Below are 21,334 nucleotides of genomic sequence, written 5' to 3'. Positions count from 1 at the left end.
GAATTTGAATAAAGATAAAATTATCATTCAAGGGGCAAGAGCCCATAACTTAAAAAATATTGACGTTGAAATCCCACGTGATAAATTAGTTGTTATGACGGGGCTATCAGGATCAGGGAAATCTTCCTTAGCTTTTGACACTGTCTATGCGGAAGGACAGCGCCGCTATGTGGAGTCGCTTTCTGCTTATGCACGCCAGTTTTTAGGGCAGATGGATAAGCCTGATGTAGATTTAATTGAAGGACTTAGTCCTGCAATTTCTATCGATCAAAAAACAACAAGTCGTAATCCAAGGTCCACAGTCGGAACCGTAACGGAAATTCATGACTATCTCAGATTGCTTTATGCACGTGTCGGGCATCCAATTTGTCCAAACCATGGCATTGAAATCACATCACAAACAATTGAACAAATGGTAGAGCGCGTTTTAGAATATCCAGAAAAAACACGTCTTCAAGTAATGGCACCCATTGTTTCTGGCAAAAAAGGCACACACAAAAAAACGCTAGAAGAAGTTAAAAAGCAAGGTTATGTTCGTATTCGAGTTGACGGGGAAATTTATGACATTAATGATGATATTACAATTGAAAAAAACAAAAAACATTCTATTGAAATTATTGTTGACCGAATTGTCATTAAAGAAGGTATTCAATCCCGCTTGTATGATTCATTGGAATCGGCACTTCGATTAGCAGATGGTTATGCGGTTGTTGACGTTATGGGCGAAAAAGAATTGCTATTTAGCGAACACTATGCCTGTCCTTATTGTGGCTTTACAGTTGGGGAACTTGAACCGCGGATGTTTTCTTTTAATAGTCCATTCGGGGCGTGTCCGACATGTGATGGTTTAGGCACGAAATTAGAAGTGGATGTCGACACGGTCATTCCAGATGCCTCACTTTCTTTAAAAGACGGGGCAATTGTACCTTGGCGACCAATTAGTTCGCAGTACTATCCGCAAATGTTGGAATCAGCTTGTGAGGAATTTGGAATTGATATGACTAAGCCTTTTGAAAAGCTTTCGAAAGAAGAGCAGAAAATTATTTTAAATGGTTCAGGTGACCAGGAGTTTTTCTTTAAATATCAAAATGATTTTGGCATGACAAGGGAAACGTGGATGCCGTTTGAAGGAATTTTACCAAACGTGGAAAGACGTTACCGCGAAACGAATTCGGACTTTACGCGTGAACAGATGGCACAGTATATGACGGACTTACCTTGCCCAACGTGTCATGGCTATCGCTTGAAGGAAGAAGCCCGAGCAGTAAAAATTGAAGGGAAACATTTGGGTGAAATTAGTAATTTTTCTGTGACGGAAGGCTTGAAATTCTTTTCAGAGCTTGTTCTTTCGGAAAAAGAAAGTCAAATCGCAGCACCAATTTTGAAAGAAGTACGAGGCCGTCTTGGCTTTTTAAATAATGTTGGTTTAAATTATTTAACACTTAGTCGAGCTGCTGGAACGCTTTCAGGCGGAGAGGCTCAGCGAATTAGGCTAGCGACACAAATTGGTTCGCGACTAACGGGAGTGCTATATATTTTAGATGAGCCATCAATTGGTTTGCACCAACGTGATAATGACCGACTAGTTGAAACGCTACAAAATATGCGTGATATTGGGAATACGCTAATTGTCGTGGAACATGACGAAGATACCATGATGGCCGCAGATTATCTGATTGATATTGGACCAGGCGCTGGTGAACATGGAGGGCAAATTGTGGCCGCTGGAACGCCTGAAGAGGTTGCAAAAGATAAAAATTCAATAACAGGTCAATATCTATCTGGGGAAAAATTTATTTCGGTACCTAGTTCTCGTCGTGATGGAAATGGCAATAAAATTGAGATTATTGGCGCCAAGGCGAATAATTTAAAAAATGTTAGTGCAGATATCCCGCTTGGAACATTCACCTGTGTAACGGGCGTTTCTGGTTCTGGGAAAAGCTCTCTTGTAAATGAAGTATTGCGAAAAGCGTTGTCGCGTAAGTTAAACCGGGCAAATGCAAAACCTGGCGCGCATAAGGAAATTAAAGGGATTGAGCACTTGGAGAAAATTATTGATATTGATCAGTCTCCAATTGGGCGGACGCCCCGCTCGAATCCGGCGACTTATACGGGCGCATTTGATGATATTCGTGACTTATTTGCCTCTACAAATGAGGCGAAAGTACGCGGGTACAAAAAAGGTCGTTTTAGTTTTAACGTAAAGGGTGGTCGTTGTGAAGCTTGTAAGGGCGACGGTATCATTAAAATTGAAATGCACTTTTTGCCAGATGTTTATGTACCATGTGAGGTTTGTTCTGGGAAACGCTACAACGGCGAAACGTTAGATATTCGCTATAAAGGTAAAAATATTGCAGAAGTTTTGGAGATGACAGTTGAAGAAGGCTTGGAATTCTTCAAAAATCAACCTAAAATTGCGCGCAAATTACAGACGATTGTCGATGTCGGTTTAGGTTACATCCGTCTTGGGCAACCTGCCACAACTTTATCAGGCGGTGAGGCACAGCGGGTTAAACTTGCCTCTGAGCTCCACAAACGAAGTAACGGAAAATCATTTTATATTTTAGATGAGCCGACGACTGGTTTACATGCTGATGATATTAGTCGGTTATTGAAAGTGCTACAGCGCCTAGTTGATGAGAATGGCGATACCGTTTTAGTTATCGAACACAACTTAGATGTTATTAAGCAAGCTGACTATTTAATTGACTTAGGTCCAGAAGGTGGCGACGGTGGCGGTCAAATTATTGCAACGGGTACACCCGAAAAAGTCGCACGTTCAAAAAAATCATATACTGGTAAATATTTGAAACGGATTCTTGAACGTGATAAAAAACGAACGAAAAACTGGATTGAAAATGCGCAGAAATAAAGCTTAAAAGCCTGATTGGGAGGAAATATTCTCATCAGGCTTTTCCTTTTCCCCAAAAGTCCAAAGAAAGAATCGTTCTTAAGTTGTATGACAGATGACGAGTAATCCTTCATAATGAACATATAGTTAATTAACCTATGAATTTAATGACAATACTTAAATATATTTTTAGGAGGAACTGGAATGGAAAATGAACGCAAACGCATTTTAGAACTCGTGAAACAAGGTGTTATTTCAACGGAAGAAGCATTAACATTACTTGAAAATATTTCAAAAAAAGAAGGAAAATCCGCAGCTTCTGAAAATATTCGTCAAGCAGAACGTAGAACTTCATATGAAGAAACATTTGAGGACGAAGAGGAACAAGGCTATGACTACTCGCAAGGGTGGAATACAGCGGGAAATCCGTATCGCGGCGGGGAAGCCAAAAAACCACGTAGAGAGCGTCCAGAGCAAAAAGCAAAAGATGCGGAACGTGCTCGTATTGAGAAAGAAAAACGTGAAGAATCCATGAAAAATGTGATGAATGATTTATCACAAGCTGGCGAAAAGATTGGCTCATTTTTAAGCAGTGCGTTTAATCAAGTGAAAGATATGCCATTTCCATTTTTAACTTCAACAAAAATTGAACGTGAATTTGTTTATCATGATACAACACTTTCGATTTTAGAATTTGAAGTGGCAAACGGCAATATTGAATTTAAACCGTCTGACAATGATGATATTCGTGTACATGCGATGATTAAACTATTTAAAGAGTATCCAGAGGAAGAAGCAATGAAAATCTTCTTTGACCGCACAACGCTTCGTGTTGATGAAGAAACGCTTCGCTTTGAATCAAAATCAAAACAAATTGTAACGAATTTGACGGTATACTTGCCGCGTCGTGAATATGATTATGTTTCGGTGAAAATTTTAAATGGTAACTTCCATATTGATGAACTAGCTGGTCGCGATTTATTTGCGAAAACAACAAATGGAAATATTAGTGTTGGCACCATTCAAGCGACACTGGCAGAAATCGAGTCAATTAATGGGAATGTTCGCGTACAAAATGGTAATGTGCGAGATGTATCTTTGAAAACTTTTAACGGCAACGTTTCGGTAAAAGGTAGTTTCTATTCTACTAATTTAATGACTAAAAATGGAAATATTAATTATCACTTGCAAAATGAAGAGGCTGCATTCTTAAAAGCAAAAACAGGTGCTGGAAACCTTGAAATCACTGTACCAAGAGAATTAGGACTGGATGGTCGTCTTCATACGAACCTTGGTAAATTACTATTAGAGGTGAAAGATGCTAAAGTGTTGGATTCAAAATCTGAATCAGTTAGTAAAACTATGATTTTCACAAAACCTTCTATGGGTGATGCGCTTAAAATTGAAGCAGAAGCAACTACAGGTAGTGTTAAAATTCGTGAATCTAAGTAAAACGAGTCTTCGCCACGTAGCGAAGACTCTTGAAAGATTATTTTGAAAGGAAGCGCATAGTATGGACAAAAAACTAAGAAGATCTCGTGTTGATCGTAAAATCGGCGGTGTTTTTGGTGGTATTTCTGAATACACTGGTATAGATGCAACGATTCTGCGTCTGATTTTCATTGTTGTCGCTGTTTTTACGATGAAAACGGGTATCGCAATCATTGCTTATATTATTGCCCTGTTTGTGATTCCTTCTGAAAACATGACAAATGAAGAGGTGCTTGAGCATCATCGTAGACGTGTTGATGAGAAAAGACGTCGCATGGAAGGACGCAGAAATCGACATATCGATCGTATGGAACGCCATCAAGAAGCACATATGAAACATAAGATGCATCATGAAAATGTAAGAATGCAACATATGGAAAAAAATCATTTGGGAAAACGACCAAGACCTTCCCGTGAATTTAGTTTCGATGCTACCACATTTAAAGGATTAAAAGTTCAAATTGCAACAGGTGATGTGACGCTTCGTGTTTGGGAAAAAGATGAATTAAAAGTGCGAGTTGTGCTCGCCGTACATGAAAAGGCGCGTTCGATTCGTCAATTAAGTGAAGATAAATTATGGGATTACTTTTTCAGTCAAACTATGCTTGAAATCACACCAGAGCAATTTACATTTGAATCTAAAAATGAAGTGTTAAAAACAGATGTTGTGCTAACAGTGCCAAAACGGCTTTATGAACAAATGAAAATACAGTTACTTAACGGAAACTTGAAATTTGATGATATTTCAGCTGAAGATGCAATTTTAAAAGTACGTCATGGTGATGTAAGATCTACTGGAGCGAGTGGGAAATTTTTAAGTGCCGAAGTAACAGATGGTGAAATTTTCTTTAAACGCGCTAATGTTGAAAACATTGATTTAGCAACGCAAAAAGGTGATGTCTCAATTGCTGGGAACTTACTTACAACGGTTGCTAAAACGGCTAATGGCGATGTGGATTATACGGTTTACAATGACACTGCCACGGCGGCTGATTTAAAAGCGCCAAATGGAGATATTCGCATCCAAATTCCCGCATCGTGGAATGTGGACGGAACGCTTGGGACTAGACGCGAGAAAATTTATTTCGATTTGAAAAATGCAAAGGTTTGGGACAATTCAAATCAGACGTTTGTCTTTACGCAAAATGCGGAAGAAATTAGTACGGGTACGATTCAGGCTAATGTAAATGCGGGTATTATTAAAGTAACGGAACTTGAACAGCAAGAAGCAAAATAAGAAAAATACTTTTAACCAGGAGGGAAAGAAAATGAAAAAATTAACGAAGTCTAATAATCAAAAAATGTTGGCTGGTGTATGTGGTGGATTTGCGGAGTACTTTGGTTTTGAAGTCACATGGATTCGCCTAGCTTGGGCGGTTATCTCATTATTCGCTGGCACGGGAATTTTACTTTACATTATTGCAGCAATTGTAATGCCGAAAGCTCCAAGCACAGAGTGGGAGTGATAGAATTTGCGTTTTATAATAGGTGTTTTAATTAATGCAGTACTGTTTGTAGCTTTATCAGGTTTCTTTTCTAGTTTTCATGTAGATGGTTTTACTACGGCAATACTAGCGAGCTTTATTTTAGCAATTTTGAATATGCTCATTCGACCGATTTTGCTACTATTAACATTGCCGATTAATATTTTAACGCTTGGACTCTTTACTTTTGTCGTCAACGCGCTAATGTTAGAGCTTACAACTTACTTTATGGGAAGCTCTTTCAATATTGATGGTTTCGGAACAGCCCTAATTTTAGCGGCAATTATGGCTTTTGCCAATATGATTATTAATTCGGTTCTGTTTGACAATAAGAATCGGCAATGAAGTTATGAGCAACTGCTCATAACTTTTTGTTTGTGCTATTCGAATCTTGTGATACATGGTAAAATAAAAGAAAAAACCGTAGTGGAGGGACTTACATGACAAAAAGCGTGACGGTAAAGGAGTTAGTGGAGCGGCTAAACTTACAGCTGATTTGCGGCGAAGAAGGTTTGGAGCGGCCCATCTTAACGAGTGATTTATCAAGGCCTGGTCTTGAGTTAACGGGTTTCTTTTCTTATTACCCAGAAGATCGTGTGCAACTTTTCGGTATGACGGAAATTTCGTTTTCGGAAGGAATGGAACCAGGAGAACGTTTAAAACGTTATAAGCAAATGTGCACGAAGCGAACGCCAGCTTTTGTTGTTTCCAGAAATTTAGAAACACCAAAAGAGCTCATTCAGGCGGCTAGCGAAGCTGGAATTCCAGTACTCCGCTCGAGACTCAAAACGACGCGTCTTTCTGTTTATATAACCAACTTTTTGGAAAGTAAATTGGCGCCAGTTATTTCAATGCACGGGGTGCTTGTTGATATTTATGGCCTCGGGGTTTTAATTACTGGAAGTAGCGGTGTTGGGAAAAGTGAAACTGCGCTTGAGCTTGTGAAACGTGGGCACCGGTTAGTGGCTGACGATAATGTTGAAATCCGTCAGGAGGATGAATTATCCTTAATTGGCTCTTCGCCAGCAATTATTGAGCATCTACTTGAAATTCGTGGTTTGGGAATTATTAATGTAATGACACTTTTCGGAGCAGGAGCTGTTCGCTCAAGCAAGAAAATTACACTTGTTGTGCACCTTGAAAACTGGGATCCAACGAAACATTATGACAGAGTTGGGCTGGACGAGGAGAAAACGAAAATTTTCGATATGGACGTTCCGAAAATTACAGTTCCAGTTCGGCCAGGTCGAAATTTATCTGTTATCATTGAAGTGGCAGCAATGAATTTCCGCTTGAAAAACATGGGATACAATGCGGCGGAACGCTTCACAAGTGACTTAAACAATTTGATTAACCAAAATAGCATGAACGATTAATGAAAGGGGCTTGGCAATTTTAGTCAAGCAACTTTCTTTTTTGTGTTAGAAAAGGTAGAATTGAATAATGAAATTGAAGAAAAGAAAGTGGGTTCAGAATGGAAAATCAAATTACACCGCTTGATCCGGTGGCCATCCAAATTGGGAATTTCTCCATCAAATGGTATGGGGTGATTATTGCAATAGGTGTCGTTGTGGCGCTACTATTAGCACTTAGAGAGGCGACTAAACGTCATTTTGATAAAGAAATATTTGTAGACTTATTAATTTGGGCGATTCCAATTTCAATTATTTGCGCCCGTATTTATTATGTAATCTTTCAGTGGGATTTTTATAAGGACAACCCAAGTGAGATTATTAAAATTTGGCACGGCGGGATTGCAATTTACGGGGCGCTTATTGGGGCGGTCGGTACGGCTATCATATTCTCGCGTATCAAGAAAATCTCCTTTTTCCAACTAGCAGATATTGCAGCTCCAAGTTTACTGATTGCTCAAGCGATTGGACGTTGGGGAAATTTCATGAACCAGGAGGCACACGGGGCAGAGACAACGCGAAGTTTCTTGGAAAGTTTACATTTACCAGACTTTATTATTAACCAAATGTACATAGACGGTGCTTATTATCAACCCACTTTTCTTTATGAAAGTTTATGGAATGTGCTTGGGTTTATTGTGCTTCTTGTTTTACGCCGGACGAAGATTCGCCGCGGGGAGCTGTTTTTGGGTTATGTAATCTGGTATTCTTTTGGACGCTTCTTTATCGAAGGGATGCGTACGGATAGTTTGATGTGGGGCGATATGAGAGTATCACAAGTACTCGCTGTGATTTTAATTGTTGTGTCTATCGGTCTAATCATTTACAGACGAATCAAACTAAACCCACCTTATTATTTAGCGGACAAATACGGGGATGTGCCCCAAAAATAAGCTTTGCTTTGGCAAGGAAAGGTTGAATTTATGACGAAAAAAATGACGACTTTGCTTTTTGATTTGGATGGAACGTTAATTAATACGAACGAACTCATCATCGAAACGTTTAAGAAAACATTGGCGGAATTTTTACCAGAAAGAAGCTTTTCAAGAGAAGAAATTTTACAATTTATCGGACCACCTCTTACGGAAACGTTCGCAAACTTAGCGCCAGAGCGGGTGGAGGAAATGATTGCGTTTTATCGTGAGTTTAATATTGCGCATCATGATGACCTTGTTTTAGAGTATGACGGCGTTTACGAGGCGATTCGTGCGCTCTACGAGGAAGATTACAAGCTCGCGGTCGTCTCTACAAAAATGTATGATGTGATCATGAAAGGCCTAAAACTCACGGGTCTTGATAAATATTTTCAGGTCGTCATTGGGCTCGATCAAGTAAAAGAAGCGAAGCCAGACCCGGAAGGCATTGAAATGGCCCTTGCACTACTCGGTTCAGAAGCTAGCGAGGCCATAATGGTTGGCGATAATTTTCACGACATTTATGCGGGGAAAAACGCAGGTACCAAGACGGCAGCCGTTTCGTGGTGCATTAAAGGTCCAGATTACTTAACACAGTTTGAGCCAGACTATATGTTAAAAACGATGGGCGATTTACTTGAAATCGTGCATACCGAGGCTTAATATGCGAAACTATAAGCGTTACGAGCCAAAAATTCCGAACGAAAACCCGCTCAACCACGTGTATAAGACGGTCTCGTTTTGGCGCACCTTTAAAAACACGCTAGTCATCGAATTTGCGCGTTACTTCCCTTGGATGGGAGGCAAACGCAATTTGTATCGCAAACTGTTAGGCATGAAGGTTGGTGACAAAACGGCCATTGCGTTTAAAGTAACATTTGATTTATTTTTCCCAGAAAAGATTATGATTGGTAAAAATTCGGTTATTGGTTATCAAACCACGATTTTGACGCACGAATATTTGGTGAATGAGTACCGTGTGGGTGCCGTTAAAATTGGTGACGACGTAATGATTGGCGCAGGTGTTATTATTCTACCGGGCGTTGAAATTGGTGACCGTGCTGTAATTGGTGCGGGCGCTGTTGTTTCAAAGGATATTCCAGCTGATAGCGTAGCATTTGGGAATCCTATTAGGATTAAAGAAAAATCCGATTCTTGAGTGAGAATCGGACAAGGACAAAAAACAGAAAATTATATATAATATCATTTGAAAAAGCGAATGTGCTACTGTATGATGGGGAGGGACTTAAAATTTTTGAGGGAACTAATTTTCTTTTTAGAATATTATATTTTTTAACAGCGATGATGCCTGCATATATTTTGTTAGATATTCAACTTTATCTAAAAAAAAATATCAATATTTATTTTTTTGGTATAATACTTATTGTTATATTCATGGTTAGTATTTTTATGGTGTGGTTTATTAAATTTCTCATGACTAATAGGTACAATGAGGATAAAAGTGCCGAAGTTGAAAAACTAATAAACGAAAGAAGTCAAATTTCTAGTAGAAATAATGGTGCTGTAACATTTTTGGTGGGCATTATTTTACCATCTATAATTATTTTTGAAAACAGCGTGGCGTATACATTGATTGTGTTTACTTTGCTACAATTAGTGTTATTAGTTCTTATGTTGAAAAGTCATAGTGTGTTTTTTAATGTTCCAATGATAATGATGGGAATTGATGTATACCAACTTCATGAAGGAAGCTTCATACTAACAATCAATGGGAAGTTAAGGCTATCGAGGGAAAAAATTAAGCTTGTACGAATTGGAGATTCTGAAATGTGCCATACATACATTTACAAAAAGGGGCAGGAATAAGATGGCTGAAAAAGTATGGGTAGGAATTTTTAGAAACAATAGGCTGGATAGAATACTGTTGTTGCCAAATGATAAGGAATTTTATGAAGGTATTGTCGATACATTATATGATGAGGGAGCTATACCAATTGACTTTCAAAATTTCGGTGAATTCCGATCAGATGCGCTGCTTTTAGAAGAAGGATATTATATTGATTTGGAAAAAATTACTAAGGACCATTTTCTAGATATGTTTGCAGAAAAAATTTTGGAGGATAGATGCTTAAGCCTAGATAATCCAGTAATTTCATTTGGTAGAAGTGGAAAAGTTGAAATCGATGAAACGAAAGAAACGCCTAAATTTTTGATGATAGAATCAGAGGATGCTATAATTTTTTTGCCAATAAAAACACGAGGAATAATTCGGAAAAAACGTTTGATGGAGTTCGGATTCTTTAAAAAACTATCAACAGGAAATCAAAATGTGGTACATGATATAAATATGGGAGTTCCATTCCCTACAACTGTTTGTGCAATATTTAATAAACTTAGTCAAAGGTTGTGTGTAATCAATAATGATGATTTTGAATCAATAATAGGGACATTTGAAAGAAAGAAAAAGAAGGCGATTCAAAATCTAGAGCTTTTTGAAAGTGGGGAGTTGACTGTAGGTGTTGAAGAGTATAGGGTCACTTTTTGTAATCTCTCAAATATAAAAAATGAGGTTTTAGAAAGTAAAAGATTGACTACAAGACTAGGTATTTACGATTCAAAAAAAAGTTTTCCAATAAAAAAAATAAAACAGGCAATGTGGAAACTTCCTGAAGAGTTACGTATAAAGTTCGATGATAAGGGGAAATTTATTGAAGTGAACTCGATAAATAAGAAAACCTTTATTGGTATATTACATAATTCAATTGTAGAAAGGGTTCTTTCTGGGGAAGTAGAGGTTCTATAGAAAGATTCTGGATATGATTAAAAAGAACTAAAATCGCACTGAATCCATTTTTTAGTAATGGAACTTTAAAGTGATTTTAGTTCTTTTACTTTTGGTTAACATGATTAATGATGATTTTTGTGTTATATCCATTTGCATGGACGGATTGACGGAATTCGGAACTATGATATACTAAATAAACGAAATGGAGGGGAGAAAAAATGACGGAAAAACGGTTTCGGGAACCGAAAGTGATTCACTTTCTCCCAAACGGACAGTTTTATTTTGAACGAGGGATTATGGCTTTTCGTGAGGAGAAAATAACGGAAGCGATAGGCTATTTAGAGCGTGCGCGTGATTTGGAACCATTTGAACCGGTTATCATTTGCCAGCTTGCCATCTGTTATACGGAAATTGGACAATTTCATAAGTCAAACCAGCTTTTACGATATGTTTTAGAAAATTTAGATGGAAACATGCACTATTGCTACTACTTTATTGCAAACAATTTTGCTTATTTGAAGGACTTTAAACGGGCGCTTCAGTACGCTAAGCGCTATGTGGCGGAGGATCCGGAAGGTGAATATGTGGAGGAAGCGAACGACTTAATGGACGTGTTACTGGAAGAAACGCCAATCGGACAAAACCTTGAAAATAAATTTATTAAAGTGGAACAGGAATTTTATGAATATAAAAAAGAAATCAATCGCTATTTAGCGGAGGAAGACAGTGTTTCGGCTTGTCGCGTTTTAGAGCGAGTGATTGATGAGAAACCGAATTTTTGGCCAGCTTATAACCAACTGGCGGCGCTTTATTTTGAGCAGCTACGCGAAGAGGAAGGGCTTAAGGTTCTGTATGATTTATTGGAGCGCTCGAGCGGCAATCTGCTAGGACGTATCGATTTGTTTATGTACCATTACTTTAAGGCAAATGAGGAAGAAGTTCAAAAGCTGTATGCGGAGCTTATGAAAATTGTACCAATTTTGACACACCACCGAGAACGGCTGGGGTATGTTCATGCGATGATGGGAGCATATAAAACGGCGGACTCATTTTTAGGCGATATTGTTGATTTAGAGGTAACTGAACGGCCGAAATTTTATTATTACCGAGCAAAAACGGCTTTTTACCTTGGGAATGTTGAATTTGCGCGTGAAATGTGGACGCAATTTTTAAACTGTGACGTATATGAAAAGGAAGATTTTCCGTTTGATGAAAGGGAAAATGAATTTGTAGCAGACGTTCCAAATGTGTTGCGACTTCTGGCTTCAAAAGAGCGTACGCTACACTATCTTGGCGTTTACGCGCTCTCAATTTCGCCTGCGCGCGCGGAACTTGTGCTTTTTCACCCGCTGTTTGAAATGACAAATTGGACATATGAGGAACACCTTGTTTTCACACAATTTGTCTTCCTGGCAGATGGCATTCCTGAGCAAAATAGTCGCTATATGGTTGAACTTTTCGAAGAGCTAAAAAACGCAAACCTACCTCTTTCAGATGAAAATTTAGCGCTTTATATGCGTTTTGTAAAAACTATTTGGCAGATTACGGAAAAACAAATCCTCTTGCCAGAATACGAAATGAAAGCTGTTTTATCAAGCTTCGTCGCCCGTTTTGGTAGCAAGTCGCAAATGAAACAAGCGTCTTTAGACCAAAATATACAAGATATTGATTTGTTCGAGTAGTGTGAGCATATATATAGACGAACTTACTATTTCGTATTAAGCTAGGTGTAGACTTTAATGCGTAACCTTAGGAGGATGTAAAATGGTAAGTGAAGAAAGAATTTATGACGTTATTATTATTGGCGCTGGACCTGCTGGTATGACAGCAGCGCTTTATACTTCCCGTGCTGATTTAGATACATTGATGATTGAACGTGGTGTGCCTGGTGGGCAAATGGTAAATACGGCAGATGTGGAAAACTACCCGGGTTTTGATAGCATTTTAGGTCCTGATTTATCAGATAAAATGTTTACGGGAGCGAAACAGTTTGGCGCAGAATATGCTTACGGTGATATTAAAGGCATTGAAGATTTTAAAGAGTACAAACTGGTAACTGCTGGTTCAAAAAGCTATAAAGCCCGTGCGGTTATTATCGCGACTGGTGCCGAACATCGGAAACTTGGTGTGACGGGTGAGGATGAGCTAAGCGGCCGAGGCGTGTCATATTGTGCGGTTTGTGATGGAGCTTTTTTCAAAAATCGTGATTTAATTGTTGTTGGCGGTGGCGATTCAGCGGTTGAAGAAGGCACTTACTTGACGCGTTATGCGGACAAAGTAACTATTGTGCATCGCCGCGATAAATTGCGTGCACAACAAATCCTGCAAGACCGCGCGTTTAAAAATGAAAAAGTAGATTTTGTATGGGATGCCACAGTGGAAGAGATTGTTGGTGATGACAAAAAAGTGACTGGCGTACGATTAGTATCCACAAAAGACGGCTCTAAACGTGATTTAGAAGCTGATGGCGTCTTCATCTATGTTGGACTTGTACCACTAACAAGCGCATTTCGTGACCTAGGCATTACTGATGATGAAGGTTATATTTATACAAATGAAGAAATGGAAACGACTATTCCGGGTATTTTCGCTGCTGGAGATGTTCGCGTCAAAAGCTTACGCCAAATTGTGACGGCAACGGGTGATGGTGGTTTAGCTGGGCAAAACGCACAAAAATTTGTGGAAGAATTAAAAGAATCGCTTGAAGCGGTAAATGAATAATATTTTAGGAGATTGTAGCGACTGCAATCTCCTTATTTTTGGAAATAAATGTGTATAGAAAATGGTGATTTTGCGGGAGTTGTAAACTTTGATTATAGTTTTATAAATGCGGAAATAGCTATTTAGATATAATTCTAAGTAAATCTATGTTATCTTTTTAGTAAAGCCAGATGAAAGGAAGTAATTTTCATGAAACAAATTGCGATTATTACGATTGATGCTACTAAAGTTAAAGCTGTGGACGGAAAAACGGTTGTTTTTACGGTTTGGAATGAGGCTGCAGAAGAATGGTCTAAGAGGCATCAGGATTTAGATGTGAATCTTATCCGTATTCCTTGGTATGTGAAAACTGGCGATACTCTGGTAAACTTTTTTGTTCGGAAAATTTTGAAAATAAAAGATGTGCCGGAATATGAAAATATGTTGCAATTCGTTTATTTTTCGCATATGAGTGCTTTTTATTTATCGAATGCTGAATTTGATGGGATTATTTTTGAAAGTCAGGACCTTTTAGTGAAGACGTTACCGCAATGTGAAAATGAAGCGCATTACCGGGAACTTTCGACTGTGATGGAATAATGCGGGGCCCCCTTCTTTTGGAGGGGGTTTTTTATTTATGAAGAAAGTGTTAAATTTTTCATGGAATGGGTGACGATTGCTTGGAACTGTTGTAAAATGGAAAGAAGGTTAGTACTTACGAGGAGGAGAGAGATGAGTATTTTAGTTTTAGGTGGAGCTGGATATATTGGCTCTCATGCAGTAGATGGTTTACTAGCAAAAGGCTATAAAGTGGTCGTAGTTGATAATTTACAGACGGGGCATCTGGCGTCTTTAAATGACCAGGCGACTTTCTATAAAGGTGATATTCGGGATAAAGTTTTTTTACAAAGTGTTTTTAAAAAAGAGGAAATTGAGGGTGTGATTCACTTCGCAGCAAACTCGCTTGTTGGGGAATCAATGCAAATTCCACTTGTTTATTTAAATAATAATGTTTACGGGACGCAAGTTCTTCTCGAAGTGATGGAGGAGTTCGGCGTTTGTCACATCGTTTTCTCGTCCTCAGCTGCAACATACGGGGAGCCAGAGCGCGTACCGATTACAGAAGATATGCCAACGAATCCAGAAAGCACATACGGGGATACAAAGCTTATTATGGAAAAAATGATGCACTGGTGTGACTTGGCTCATGAGTTACGTTACGTGTCGCTAAGGTATTTTAACGTTGCTGGAGCGAAAGAAGATGGCTCGATTGGCGAGGACCACAATCCTGAGTCACATTTAGTTCCGATTATTTTACAAGTGGCTTTAGGCCAGCGTGCGGAACTATCAATCTACGGGGATGACTATCAGACGGAAGATGGTACTTGTGTGCGCGATTATGTGCATGTGGTGGATTTAGTTGATGCGCATATTTTGGCGCTGGAGTATTTGAAAAATGGCGGTGCGAGTAATATTTTCAATTTAGGTAGTAGTAACGGTTTTTCTGTGAAGGAAATGCTTGATGTAGCTAGACGTGTAACGGGTAAGGAAATTCCGGCTGCAATTGGGCCGCGCCGTGCGGGTGACCCTAGTACTCTTATTGCTTCAAGTGAGAAAGCTCGCCAAATTCTTGGTTGGACGCCAAAACATACAGATATGGAAGAAATTATTGAAACTGCGTGGAAATGGCATGTAAGCCATCCAAACGGGTATGAAGAATAAAATAGTGTTGAAACTGGCGACTTGAATTGTCGTCAGTTTGCATGTTAAACGACTAGGAGGGGCAAATTGAAACGGACTTTTGGGGAAATAGAAGGTGTACCAATTTATGAGTACACGCTTAAAAATAAACGCGGCACGGAAATCTCAGCTTTAAATTATGGTGGCATTGTAACACGCATTATGACTGAAAATCGTTCTGGTGAATTTCAAAATATTAGTTTGAGCTTTGACAATTTAGCTGACTATTTGGCGCATTCGCCTTATTTTGGTGCTTTTGTTGGTCGTGTTGCGGGGCGGATTCGAAATGGCTCTTTTGAGCTGGACGGTAAACGATATGATGTTGTGAAAAATAATGGGAATCACCAACTGCACGGTGGCCGTCCCAATTTCAGTCGTGCAATTTTTCATGTAGAAGAAAAACAAAATTCGCTGGTTTTTTCTTATAAAAGTCCTGCTCTTGAGAACGGCTATCCTGGTGAAGTGGACGCTGTGTTTCGTTATACATTGACGGACGACGATGCGTGGGTAATTGAATATGAGGCGAAGACGGATCAGCCGACTTTGTTCAATCCAACGAATCATACATATTTTAATCTCTCGGGAGATGTGAAAGAGTCAGTTTTTGATAATGAGCTTTTTGTGCGCAGTCAGGCGTTTGCATGTGTGGACGCTGATCTAGTTCCAACTGGAGAAATAAAAGCGACAGCAGGCACTGCGTTTGATTTTGCGACGAAAAAACCAATTCGAGAGGCCATTTTACAAGGCGATCCACAAATTGATTTGGCAAGCGGTGGTCTTGATCATGGCTTCATTTTGGAACATGAAAAAGGACAACCTGATGCGATTTTGGTCGATATAAAAACGGGTCGCGGGCTTACAGTGGAAACGGACGCGCCAGCCGTCGTTATCTACACTGGTAATACACTTTTTGGGGACTATAAAGTTTTTGATGAAAAAATTCGGCCATTTTCAGGCATTACGTTTGAGACGCAAATTTTACCAGATGCAATTCATCATCCGCACTTTGGCGATAGTGTATTACGTCCTGAAAAGCCATTTTACTCTAAGACAACTTTTCGCTTTTTTGTAAATAAAGCTTGAAACTGATAAAATATAACAGAAGGTATTTGTGAGAGGAGTCCGTGAACGATGAACTGGAAGACAGAATATGAGAAATGGTTGAACAATGCGCAGCTAGATGCTGATTTGCGTAAACAACTTGAAGACTTACAAGGTGACGAAAAAACACTTGAAGATAGTTTTTATAAAAATATGGAATTTGGAACTGCTGGGATGCGAGGTGTTCTAGGTGCAGGGACTAATCGCATGAACATTTACACAATTCGTAAGGCATCTTATGGACTTGCGAAATTTGTAGCAGAAAATGGCGATGCGGCAAAAAAACGTGGTGTAGTGATTGCGTATGACCCGCGTCACATGTCGCAAGAATTTGCATACGAGAGTGCTATGGTTTTAGGCGCCCACGGGATAAAAAGTTACGTGTTTGAATCGCTTCGCCCGACGCCAGAACTTTCTTTCGCGGTTCGCGATTTAAATTGCTTCAGTGGGATTGTGATAACAGCAAGCCATAATCCACCAGAATACAACGGCTACAAGGTATACGGCGAGGATGGCGGGCAAATGCCACCAAGAGGAGCGGATGCGGTAACGGAATATATTGATTCGGTTCAGGATATTTTTACGGTGGAAATTCGTGACAAACACGAGCTTACGGCGAGCGGTTTGCTTGAAGTCATCAGTGATAAAGTAGACGTGCCTTATTTAGAAAAATTAAAAGAGGTTACGGTGAATAAAGCGCTTGTAAAAGAAAAAGGTGACACGTTGAAGATTGTCTTCACGCCGCTTCACGGGACGGGAGGCATTCTAGGTGTGCCTGCCCTTGAAAGTGTGGGCTTCACGAACATTATTCGTGTTGAGGAGCAATTTGAAAACGATCCAGATTTTAAAACGGTAAAATCACCAAATCCAGAAAACCGTGAAGCTTTCCTACTTGCGATTGAATACGGTGAGAAGTACGACGGGGATATTTTGGTCGGAACGGATCCAGATGCGGACCGTTTGGGCGTAGCTGTACGCACGAAAAACGGCGAATACAATGTGCTTTCAGGCAATCAAATCGGCGCCCTCATTTTAAACTACTTGCTTAAACAAAAGAAAAATCAAGGGGAGCTTAAAGCAAACGCAGCTGTCCTGAAATCCATCGTAACAAGTGACCTTGGTCGTGAAATCGCTGAATTTTACGGAGCGGAAATGATTGAAGTTTTAACAGGCTTTAAATTTATCGCCGAGAAAATTAAACAATTTGAAGAAACAGGATCGCACACTTTTGAATTTGGCTATGAAGAAAGTAATGGCTACATGGTCAAATCCTTTACACGCGATAAAGATGCCATCCAAGCCGTTCTTGCTATTTCCGAAGTGGCGCTAGACGCTAAAGAACGCGGACTTACGCTCTTAGAAGAGCTAGACAATCTTTTCGCCCAGTTCGGTTTTTATAAAGAAGATCTCGTTTCGCTAACGCTTAGCGGAAAAGATGGCTCCGAGCGCATTAAAGACATTATGGCAAGCTTCCGCAATCAACTTCCGACAAGCATGGGCGGCGAAAGAATCGCACATGTGGAAGATTATTTACGAAGTGAAAAAAGCTTTACATCAGGCGAAACAGCACCAATCTTACTTCCTCGTGCCGATGTTCTAAAATTTTATTTAGAAGATGGCTCTTGGTTCTGTCTGCGTCCTTCTGGAACAGAGCCAAAAATCAAGTTCTACTTTAGTATAAAAGGTGAGTCGGAAACAGCTAGCACGGCTAAGCTTGAGAAAATTCGTACCGAGCTCCTTGAACGGATTGAAAAATAAAAGAGGTAAAGAAACTCAGTAAAATGCTAGTTTAAACGCGTTTTACTGAGTTTTTTCTTTGTTCGATTTATCTATTCAGTCTCTGATTTGCGGAATAATGTTCAGGAATTAATTGTAATTTTCAGAAAATAATTTGTTTTCTTTATAAATGTGTGATATAATGAACATTATATCAGATGTTATTTCATAAAAAAGAGATGAATTAAATGAAAAAGGGTTAGTATTTTTTGGACTAAGTATTATATTGTTGTTAAGTTTTGGTGAGGAAAAGGTTTTTGCAGTTGGACTAGATAGTTTCAAAATGGAAGAACAAGAGTATATTAAATTTTTCACTCGTGTAGACGTTTCAGAAGAGAATGCAATTCATTTAGTCGAAAATGAAAAGAAGGGAGTCGTACCACTATCATATACTGAAGAAGTATCGGAATCAGTAAGTAGTGAAGTAATATTTTTTGAGGGTGAAAAATCAATTAGATATGCGTTTAGTGACAATTCAGTTGTTATCGAATCAATAGAAACTTTGGAAAGTAAGATTTCTAATGAGGGATTACCTTTACTAAATGATAATGGGACTCCATACAACACAAATCTTCTTAAGAGTGTAACAATTAATTCAGTGTCTAGCGGTACAGGTTATCGAAATTATAAGGTTAAGGTGAAGAGATCAATTGGTCCTATCACCGTATCTTACAATGTTGACTTTACTAATGTTCCAGGAGGATACGATTATATTAGTCGAACATACAATTCCTCACAGAATTCCTATTTTGGAGGTTCTTTTCAGCAAACATATTTTGGAACATACAGAAAAAAAGAAACAAATAGCTATTATGCGGTAGCTTTATACAAAGGCATAGCTCGTTCCCCGTATCGGGAAAATACTATTAAATCTGAACTTTGGGTTGGAAAAGACACTTACCGTGAAAAGGATAGTGGATGGGGAGGATAATATGACGTACGGTTTAGTAAATTTAGCATTATTAGGAGTACTGGCAGTTGCATTTTTTGCTATTAGCTATTGGGTTATCAAGCAAGCTGTTAAACAAGCCATTATAGAGACACGGAAAATAGAAAAGTAATCGGGATTATAAAATAGAAAAGTGGTGTGTGTTTTGATTCGTCAAACGCTTGCATCGCTTTTTTTATTTAAGAGAGGGAATTTTAATCGTAAAAGGTAGGCACCGCAGTTTTTATACATCATCCGCTTTACCGACTAAACCTCTTTTTGCATCATTCAAGCTTTAAATATGGTAGAATGGTATATAGTAAATGACGGAAGGGTGAGTGTTTTTGGCGACGAATCAATTGCAATTAGTTATTATTACGGGGATGAGCGGGGCAGGTAAAACAGTTGCCATGCAGTCTTTAGAAGATTTAGGCTATTTCTGTGTTGATAATTTACCACCGACTTTATTGCCTAAATTTTGGGAACTTATGAAGGAATCTGGCAAAATGAACAAGATTGCTCTCGTTATGGATTTACGTGGTCGTGACTTTTTTGACTCGATTGAACAAGCGCTAGATGAGCTTGATAACACCTCTTTTATTACGACTAAAATTCTCTTTTTAGAAGCAGATGATGGGGTTTTAGTTTCACGCTACAAAGAAACAAGACGGCATCATCCTCTTGAACCAAATGGCTCTGTTTTAGAAGGGATTAAAGCCGAGCGCGATTTATTAAGTGATTTAAAGGGTCGCTCGCAACTTGTAATTAACACGTCCAATATGAAACCACGCGAGCTTAGAGAACGTATTAATCAAGAGTTTAAAGCAGAAGATAAAGATGTTTTTAATGTGCAAGTGATGTCTTTTGGTTTTAAGTACGGCTTACCAATTGATGCTGACCTTGTGTTTGATGTGAGGTTCTTACCTAACCCGCATTATATTGATAAAATGCGTCCTTTAACTGGACTTGACAGCGATGTTTATGATTATGTAATGAAATGGCCGGAAACGCAAACTTATTTGGATAAAACGCTTGATTTGCTCAATTTCACACTGCCCTATTACAAACGTGAAGGAAAGACGCAGCTTGTCATCGCGATTGGGTGTACGGGCGGACAACACCGTTCTGTTGCGCTCTCTGAATATATTGGAAAAGCTTTGCAACGTAAATATGAAACGACGATTTCACATCGAGATATGAAACGCAGAAAGGAAAAGTAACATGGAAAAAGCTAGAAAACCAAAGATTGTAGTTATCGGCGGTGGTACTGGAATTCCCGTCATTTTAAAAGGCTTGAAAAATAAAAATGTTGATTTGACTGCGCTCGTCACAGTGGCTGATGATGGTGGTAGCTCTGGGAAAATTCGGCAGCAAATGAATGTGCTCCCGCCCGGCGATATTCGCAATGTCATGGTTGCTTTATCAAATGCTGACCAGCGCCTTGTTGACCTTTTTCAGTATCGTTTCAAAGTAGATGGTGATTTATCTGGTCATGTTGTAGGGAATCTTATTTTAACGGCGCTTTCTGAACTCAATGCAAACTACGTGGACGCCATTGACGTCCTTTCAAAAGTGATGCGGATTCGTGGCAAAGTCATTCCTGTTACCGACCACCCTCTTATTTTAAAAGCGGAGATGGAGGACGGGGAAATTGTAACCGGCGAGTCGATTATTCCTTTACAAGGAAAGCAAATCAAACGGGTGTTCATCGAGCCAGAAGATGTGGCACCACTTGAAACGGCTGTAGCAGCAGTACAAGAGGCAGACTTAATTGTGATTGGCCCAGGTAGCCTATATACAAGTATCATGCCAAACCTCCTCGTCAAAGGTTTATCAAAGGCCATTGTTCAATCAAAAGCAGAGAAGGTTTACATCACGAATATTTTAACTCAAATTGGTGAAACAGATTATTTTAGTGATGCAGACCACATTCAGGCAATCCATGAACATGTGGGCACGCCGTTTATTACGAAAATGTTGATTAATACGGAGAAAGTTCCGGTAGAATTACTATTTCCAGATGATGTGCGACAAGTGACCCACAGCGGCGAAGCACTTAAAAAAATTGGTGTTGAAGAAGTGTATCATGACTTTCTTTCAACAGAAAATCGTCTTGTCCGGCATGATGGTGAAAAAGTAGCGCAGGCTCTTTTAAATATGCTTTCCGATGATGATGAAAAGGAGTGAGTGT

Annotated in this window: 21 protein-coding genes; all 21 read left to right on the top strand. The window is 39.2% G+C overall.

Annotated elements, in window-relative coordinates; all coding sequences use genetic code 11:
• Positions 1-4 precede the first annotated feature (4 nt).
• The 21 genes from uvrA (at position 5) to R8923_RS10405 (ending at position 21,330) form a co-directional block, all read left to right on the top strand.
• On the top strand, positions 5-2,872 hold the full coding sequence (uvrA, locus tag R8923_RS10505) for an excinuclease ABC subunit UvrA (RefSeq protein ID WP_485872726.1): 2,868 nt from the start codon (positions 5-7) through the stop codon (positions 2,870-2,872).
• A 183-nt stretch (positions 2,873-3,055) separates the two neighbouring features.
• Positions 3,056-4,303: a DUF4097 family beta strand repeat-containing protein gene (locus R8923_RS10500; RefSeq protein ID WP_485872725.1), complete on the top strand. Its 1,248-nt coding sequence runs from the start codon at positions 3,056-3,058 to the stop codon at positions 4,301-4,303.
• A gap of 61 nt (positions 4,304-4,364) precedes the next feature.
• Positions 4,365-5,579, top strand: a complete 1,215-nt coding sequence (locus R8923_RS10495; protein ID WP_485872724.1) for a PspC domain-containing protein — start codon at positions 4,365-4,367, stop codon at positions 5,577-5,579.
• Positions 5,580-5,610: 31 nt separating this feature from the next.
• Positions 5,611-5,808 carry a PspC domain-containing protein gene (locus R8923_RS10490; RefSeq protein WP_485872723.1) on the top strand — a complete coding sequence of 66 codons (198 nt, stop codon included), beginning with the start codon at positions 5,611-5,613 and terminating at the stop codon, positions 5,806-5,808.
• Positions 5,809-5,814: 6 nt separating this feature from the next.
• The gene (locus tag R8923_RS10485) at positions 5,815-6,171 is read left to right on the top strand and encodes a phage holin family protein (RefSeq protein ID WP_485872722.1); all 357 of its coding nucleotides are present in this window, start codon (positions 5,815-5,817) and stop codon (positions 6,169-6,171) included.
• 95 nt (positions 6,172-6,266) lie between these two features.
• On the top strand, positions 6,267-7,202 hold the full coding sequence (hprK, locus tag R8923_RS10480) for an HPr(Ser) kinase/phosphatase (RefSeq protein WP_485872721.1): 936 nt from the start codon (positions 6,267-6,269) through the stop codon (positions 7,200-7,202).
• Between the two features lie 98 nt (positions 7,203-7,300).
• Positions 7,301-8,131, top strand: a complete 831-nt coding sequence (gene lgt, locus R8923_RS10475) for a prolipoprotein diacylglyceryl transferase (RefSeq protein WP_485872720.1) — start codon at positions 7,301-7,303, stop codon at positions 8,129-8,131.
• Between the two features lie 30 nt (positions 8,132-8,161).
• On the top strand, positions 8,162-8,815 hold the full coding sequence (gene ppaX / locus R8923_RS10470; RefSeq protein WP_485872719.1) for a pyrophosphatase PpaX: 654 nt from the start codon (positions 8,162-8,164) through the stop codon (positions 8,813-8,815).
• Position 8,816: 1 nt separating this feature from the next.
• A complete protein-coding gene (locus R8923_RS10465; RefSeq protein WP_485872718.1) occupies positions 8,817-9,311 on the top strand; it encodes an acyltransferase in 495 nt (164 codons plus the stop codon).
• The gene (locus R8923_RS10460) at positions 9,308-9,979 is read left to right on the top strand and encodes a hypothetical protein (protein ID WP_485872717.1); all 672 of its coding nucleotides are present in this window, start codon (positions 9,308-9,310) and stop codon (positions 9,977-9,979) included. Before R8923_RS10465 ends, R8923_RS10460 begins: the two co-directional genes overlap by 4 nt.
• A 1-nt stretch (position 9,980) precedes the next feature.
• Complete coding sequence (locus tag R8923_RS10455) at positions 9,981-10,916, top strand: hypothetical protein (RefSeq protein ID WP_485872716.1); 936 nt, start codon at positions 9,981-9,983, stop codon at positions 10,914-10,916.
• A 200-nt stretch (positions 10,917-11,116) separates the two neighbouring features.
• The gene (locus R8923_RS10450) at positions 11,117-12,580 is read left to right on the top strand and encodes a tetratricopeptide repeat protein (protein ID WP_485872715.1); all 1,464 of its coding nucleotides are present in this window, start codon (positions 11,117-11,119) and stop codon (positions 12,578-12,580) included.
• 82 nt (positions 12,581-12,662) lie between these two features.
• Positions 12,663-13,619 (top strand): thioredoxin-disulfide reductase, encoded by a 957-nt coding sequence (trxB, locus tag R8923_RS10445; protein ID WP_485872714.1) that lies wholly within the window; start codon positions 12,663-12,665, stop codon positions 13,617-13,619.
• A gap of 189 nt (positions 13,620-13,808) precedes the next feature.
• Complete coding sequence (locus R8923_RS10440) at positions 13,809-14,198, top strand: hypothetical protein (protein WP_485872713.1); 390 nt, start codon at positions 13,809-13,811, stop codon at positions 14,196-14,198.
• A gap of 132 nt (positions 14,199-14,330) precedes the next feature.
• A complete protein-coding gene (galE, locus tag R8923_RS10435) occupies positions 14,331-15,320 on the top strand; it encodes a UDP-glucose 4-epimerase GalE (RefSeq protein WP_485872712.1) in 990 nt (329 codons plus the stop codon).
• Between the two features lie 66 nt (positions 15,321-15,386).
• Positions 15,387-16,421, top strand: coding sequence for an aldose epimerase family protein (locus R8923_RS10430; protein ID WP_485872711.1), 1,035 nt, complete (start codon positions 15,387-15,389; stop codon positions 16,419-16,421).
• Between the two features lie 48 nt (positions 16,422-16,469).
• Complete coding sequence (locus tag R8923_RS10425) at positions 16,470-18,197, top strand: phospho-sugar mutase (RefSeq protein ID WP_485872710.1); 1,728 nt, start codon at positions 16,470-16,472, stop codon at positions 18,195-18,197.
• A 301-nt stretch (positions 18,198-18,498) separates the two neighbouring features.
• The gene (locus tag R8923_RS10420; RefSeq protein WP_485872709.1) at positions 18,499-19,146 is read left to right on the top strand and encodes a hypothetical protein; all 648 of its coding nucleotides are present in this window, start codon (positions 18,499-18,501) and stop codon (positions 19,144-19,146) included.
• A 1-nt stretch (position 19,147) separates the two neighbouring features.
• Positions 19,148-19,276, top strand: a complete 129-nt coding sequence (locus tag R8923_RS10415) for a hypothetical protein (RefSeq protein ID WP_485872708.1) — start codon at positions 19,148-19,150, stop codon at positions 19,274-19,276.
• Positions 19,277-19,487: 211 nt separating this feature from the next.
• Positions 19,488-20,363 (top strand): RNase adapter RapZ, encoded by an 876-nt coding sequence (gene rapZ, locus R8923_RS10410; RefSeq protein WP_485872707.1) that lies wholly within the window; start codon positions 19,488-19,490, stop codon positions 20,361-20,363.
• 1 nt (position 20,364) lies between these two features.
• A complete protein-coding gene (locus R8923_RS10405) occupies positions 20,365-21,330 on the top strand; it encodes a gluconeogenesis factor YvcK family protein (RefSeq protein WP_485872706.1) in 966 nt (321 codons plus the stop codon).
• Positions 21,331-21,334 lie beyond the last annotated feature (4 nt).

Origin of the sequence: Listeria tempestatis (genome assembly GCF_963575625.1) — a bacterium.
In the GTDB taxonomy this organism is placed as follows: domain Bacteria; phylum Bacillota; class Bacilli; order Lactobacillales; family Listeriaceae; genus Listeria; species Listeria tempestatis.
This window is presented reverse-complemented; position numbering and strand designations above follow the sequence as displayed.

Coding starts and splice junctions, on each gene's coding strand:
- R8923_RS10500 (WP_485872725.1), top strand. CDS start 3,056: ATGGAAAATGAACGCAAACGCATTTTAGAACTCGTGAAACAAGGTGTT.
- R8923_RS10495 (WP_485872724.1), top strand. CDS start 4,365: ATGGACAAAAAACTAAGAAGATCTCGTGTTGATCGTAAAATCGGCGGT.
- R8923_RS10490 (WP_485872723.1), top strand. CDS start 5,611: ATGAAAAAATTAACGAAGTCTAATAATCAAAAAATGTTGGCTGGTGTA.
- hprK (WP_485872721.1), top strand. CDS start 6,267: ATGACAAAAAGCGTGACGGTAAAGGAGTTAGTGGAGCGGCTAAACTTA.
- lgt (WP_485872720.1), top strand. CDS start 7,301: ATGGAAAATCAAATTACACCGCTTGATCCGGTGGCCATCCAAATTGGG.
- ppaX (WP_485872719.1), top strand. CDS start 8,162: ATGACGAAAAAAATGACGACTTTGCTTTTTGATTTGGATGGAACGTTA.
- R8923_RS10465 (WP_485872718.1), top strand. CDS start 8,817: ATGCGAAACTATAAGCGTTACGAGCCAAAAATTCCGAACGAAAACCCG.
- R8923_RS10455 (WP_485872716.1), top strand. CDS start 9,981: ATGGCTGAAAAAGTATGGGTAGGAATTTTTAGAAACAATAGGCTGGAT.
- R8923_RS10450 (WP_485872715.1), top strand. CDS start 11,117: ATGACGGAAAAACGGTTTCGGGAACCGAAAGTGATTCACTTTCTCCCA.
- trxB (WP_485872714.1), top strand. CDS start 12,663: ATGGTAAGTGAAGAAAGAATTTATGACGTTATTATTATTGGCGCTGGA.
- R8923_RS10440 (WP_485872713.1), top strand. CDS start 13,809: ATGAAACAAATTGCGATTATTACGATTGATGCTACTAAAGTTAAAGCT.
- galE (WP_485872712.1), top strand. CDS start 14,331: ATGAGTATTTTAGTTTTAGGTGGAGCTGGATATATTGGCTCTCATGCA.
- R8923_RS10425 (WP_485872710.1), top strand. CDS start 16,470: ATGAACTGGAAGACAGAATATGAGAAATGGTTGAACAATGCGCAGCTA.
- R8923_RS10420 (WP_485872709.1), top strand. CDS start 18,499: ATGGAAGAACAAGAGTATATTAAATTTTTCACTCGTGTAGACGTTTCA.
- R8923_RS10415 (WP_485872708.1), top strand. CDS start 19,148: ATGACGTACGGTTTAGTAAATTTAGCATTATTAGGAGTACTGGCAGTT.
- R8923_RS10405 (WP_485872706.1), top strand. CDS start 20,365: ATGGAAAAAGCTAGAAAACCAAAGATTGTAGTTATCGGCGGTGGTACT.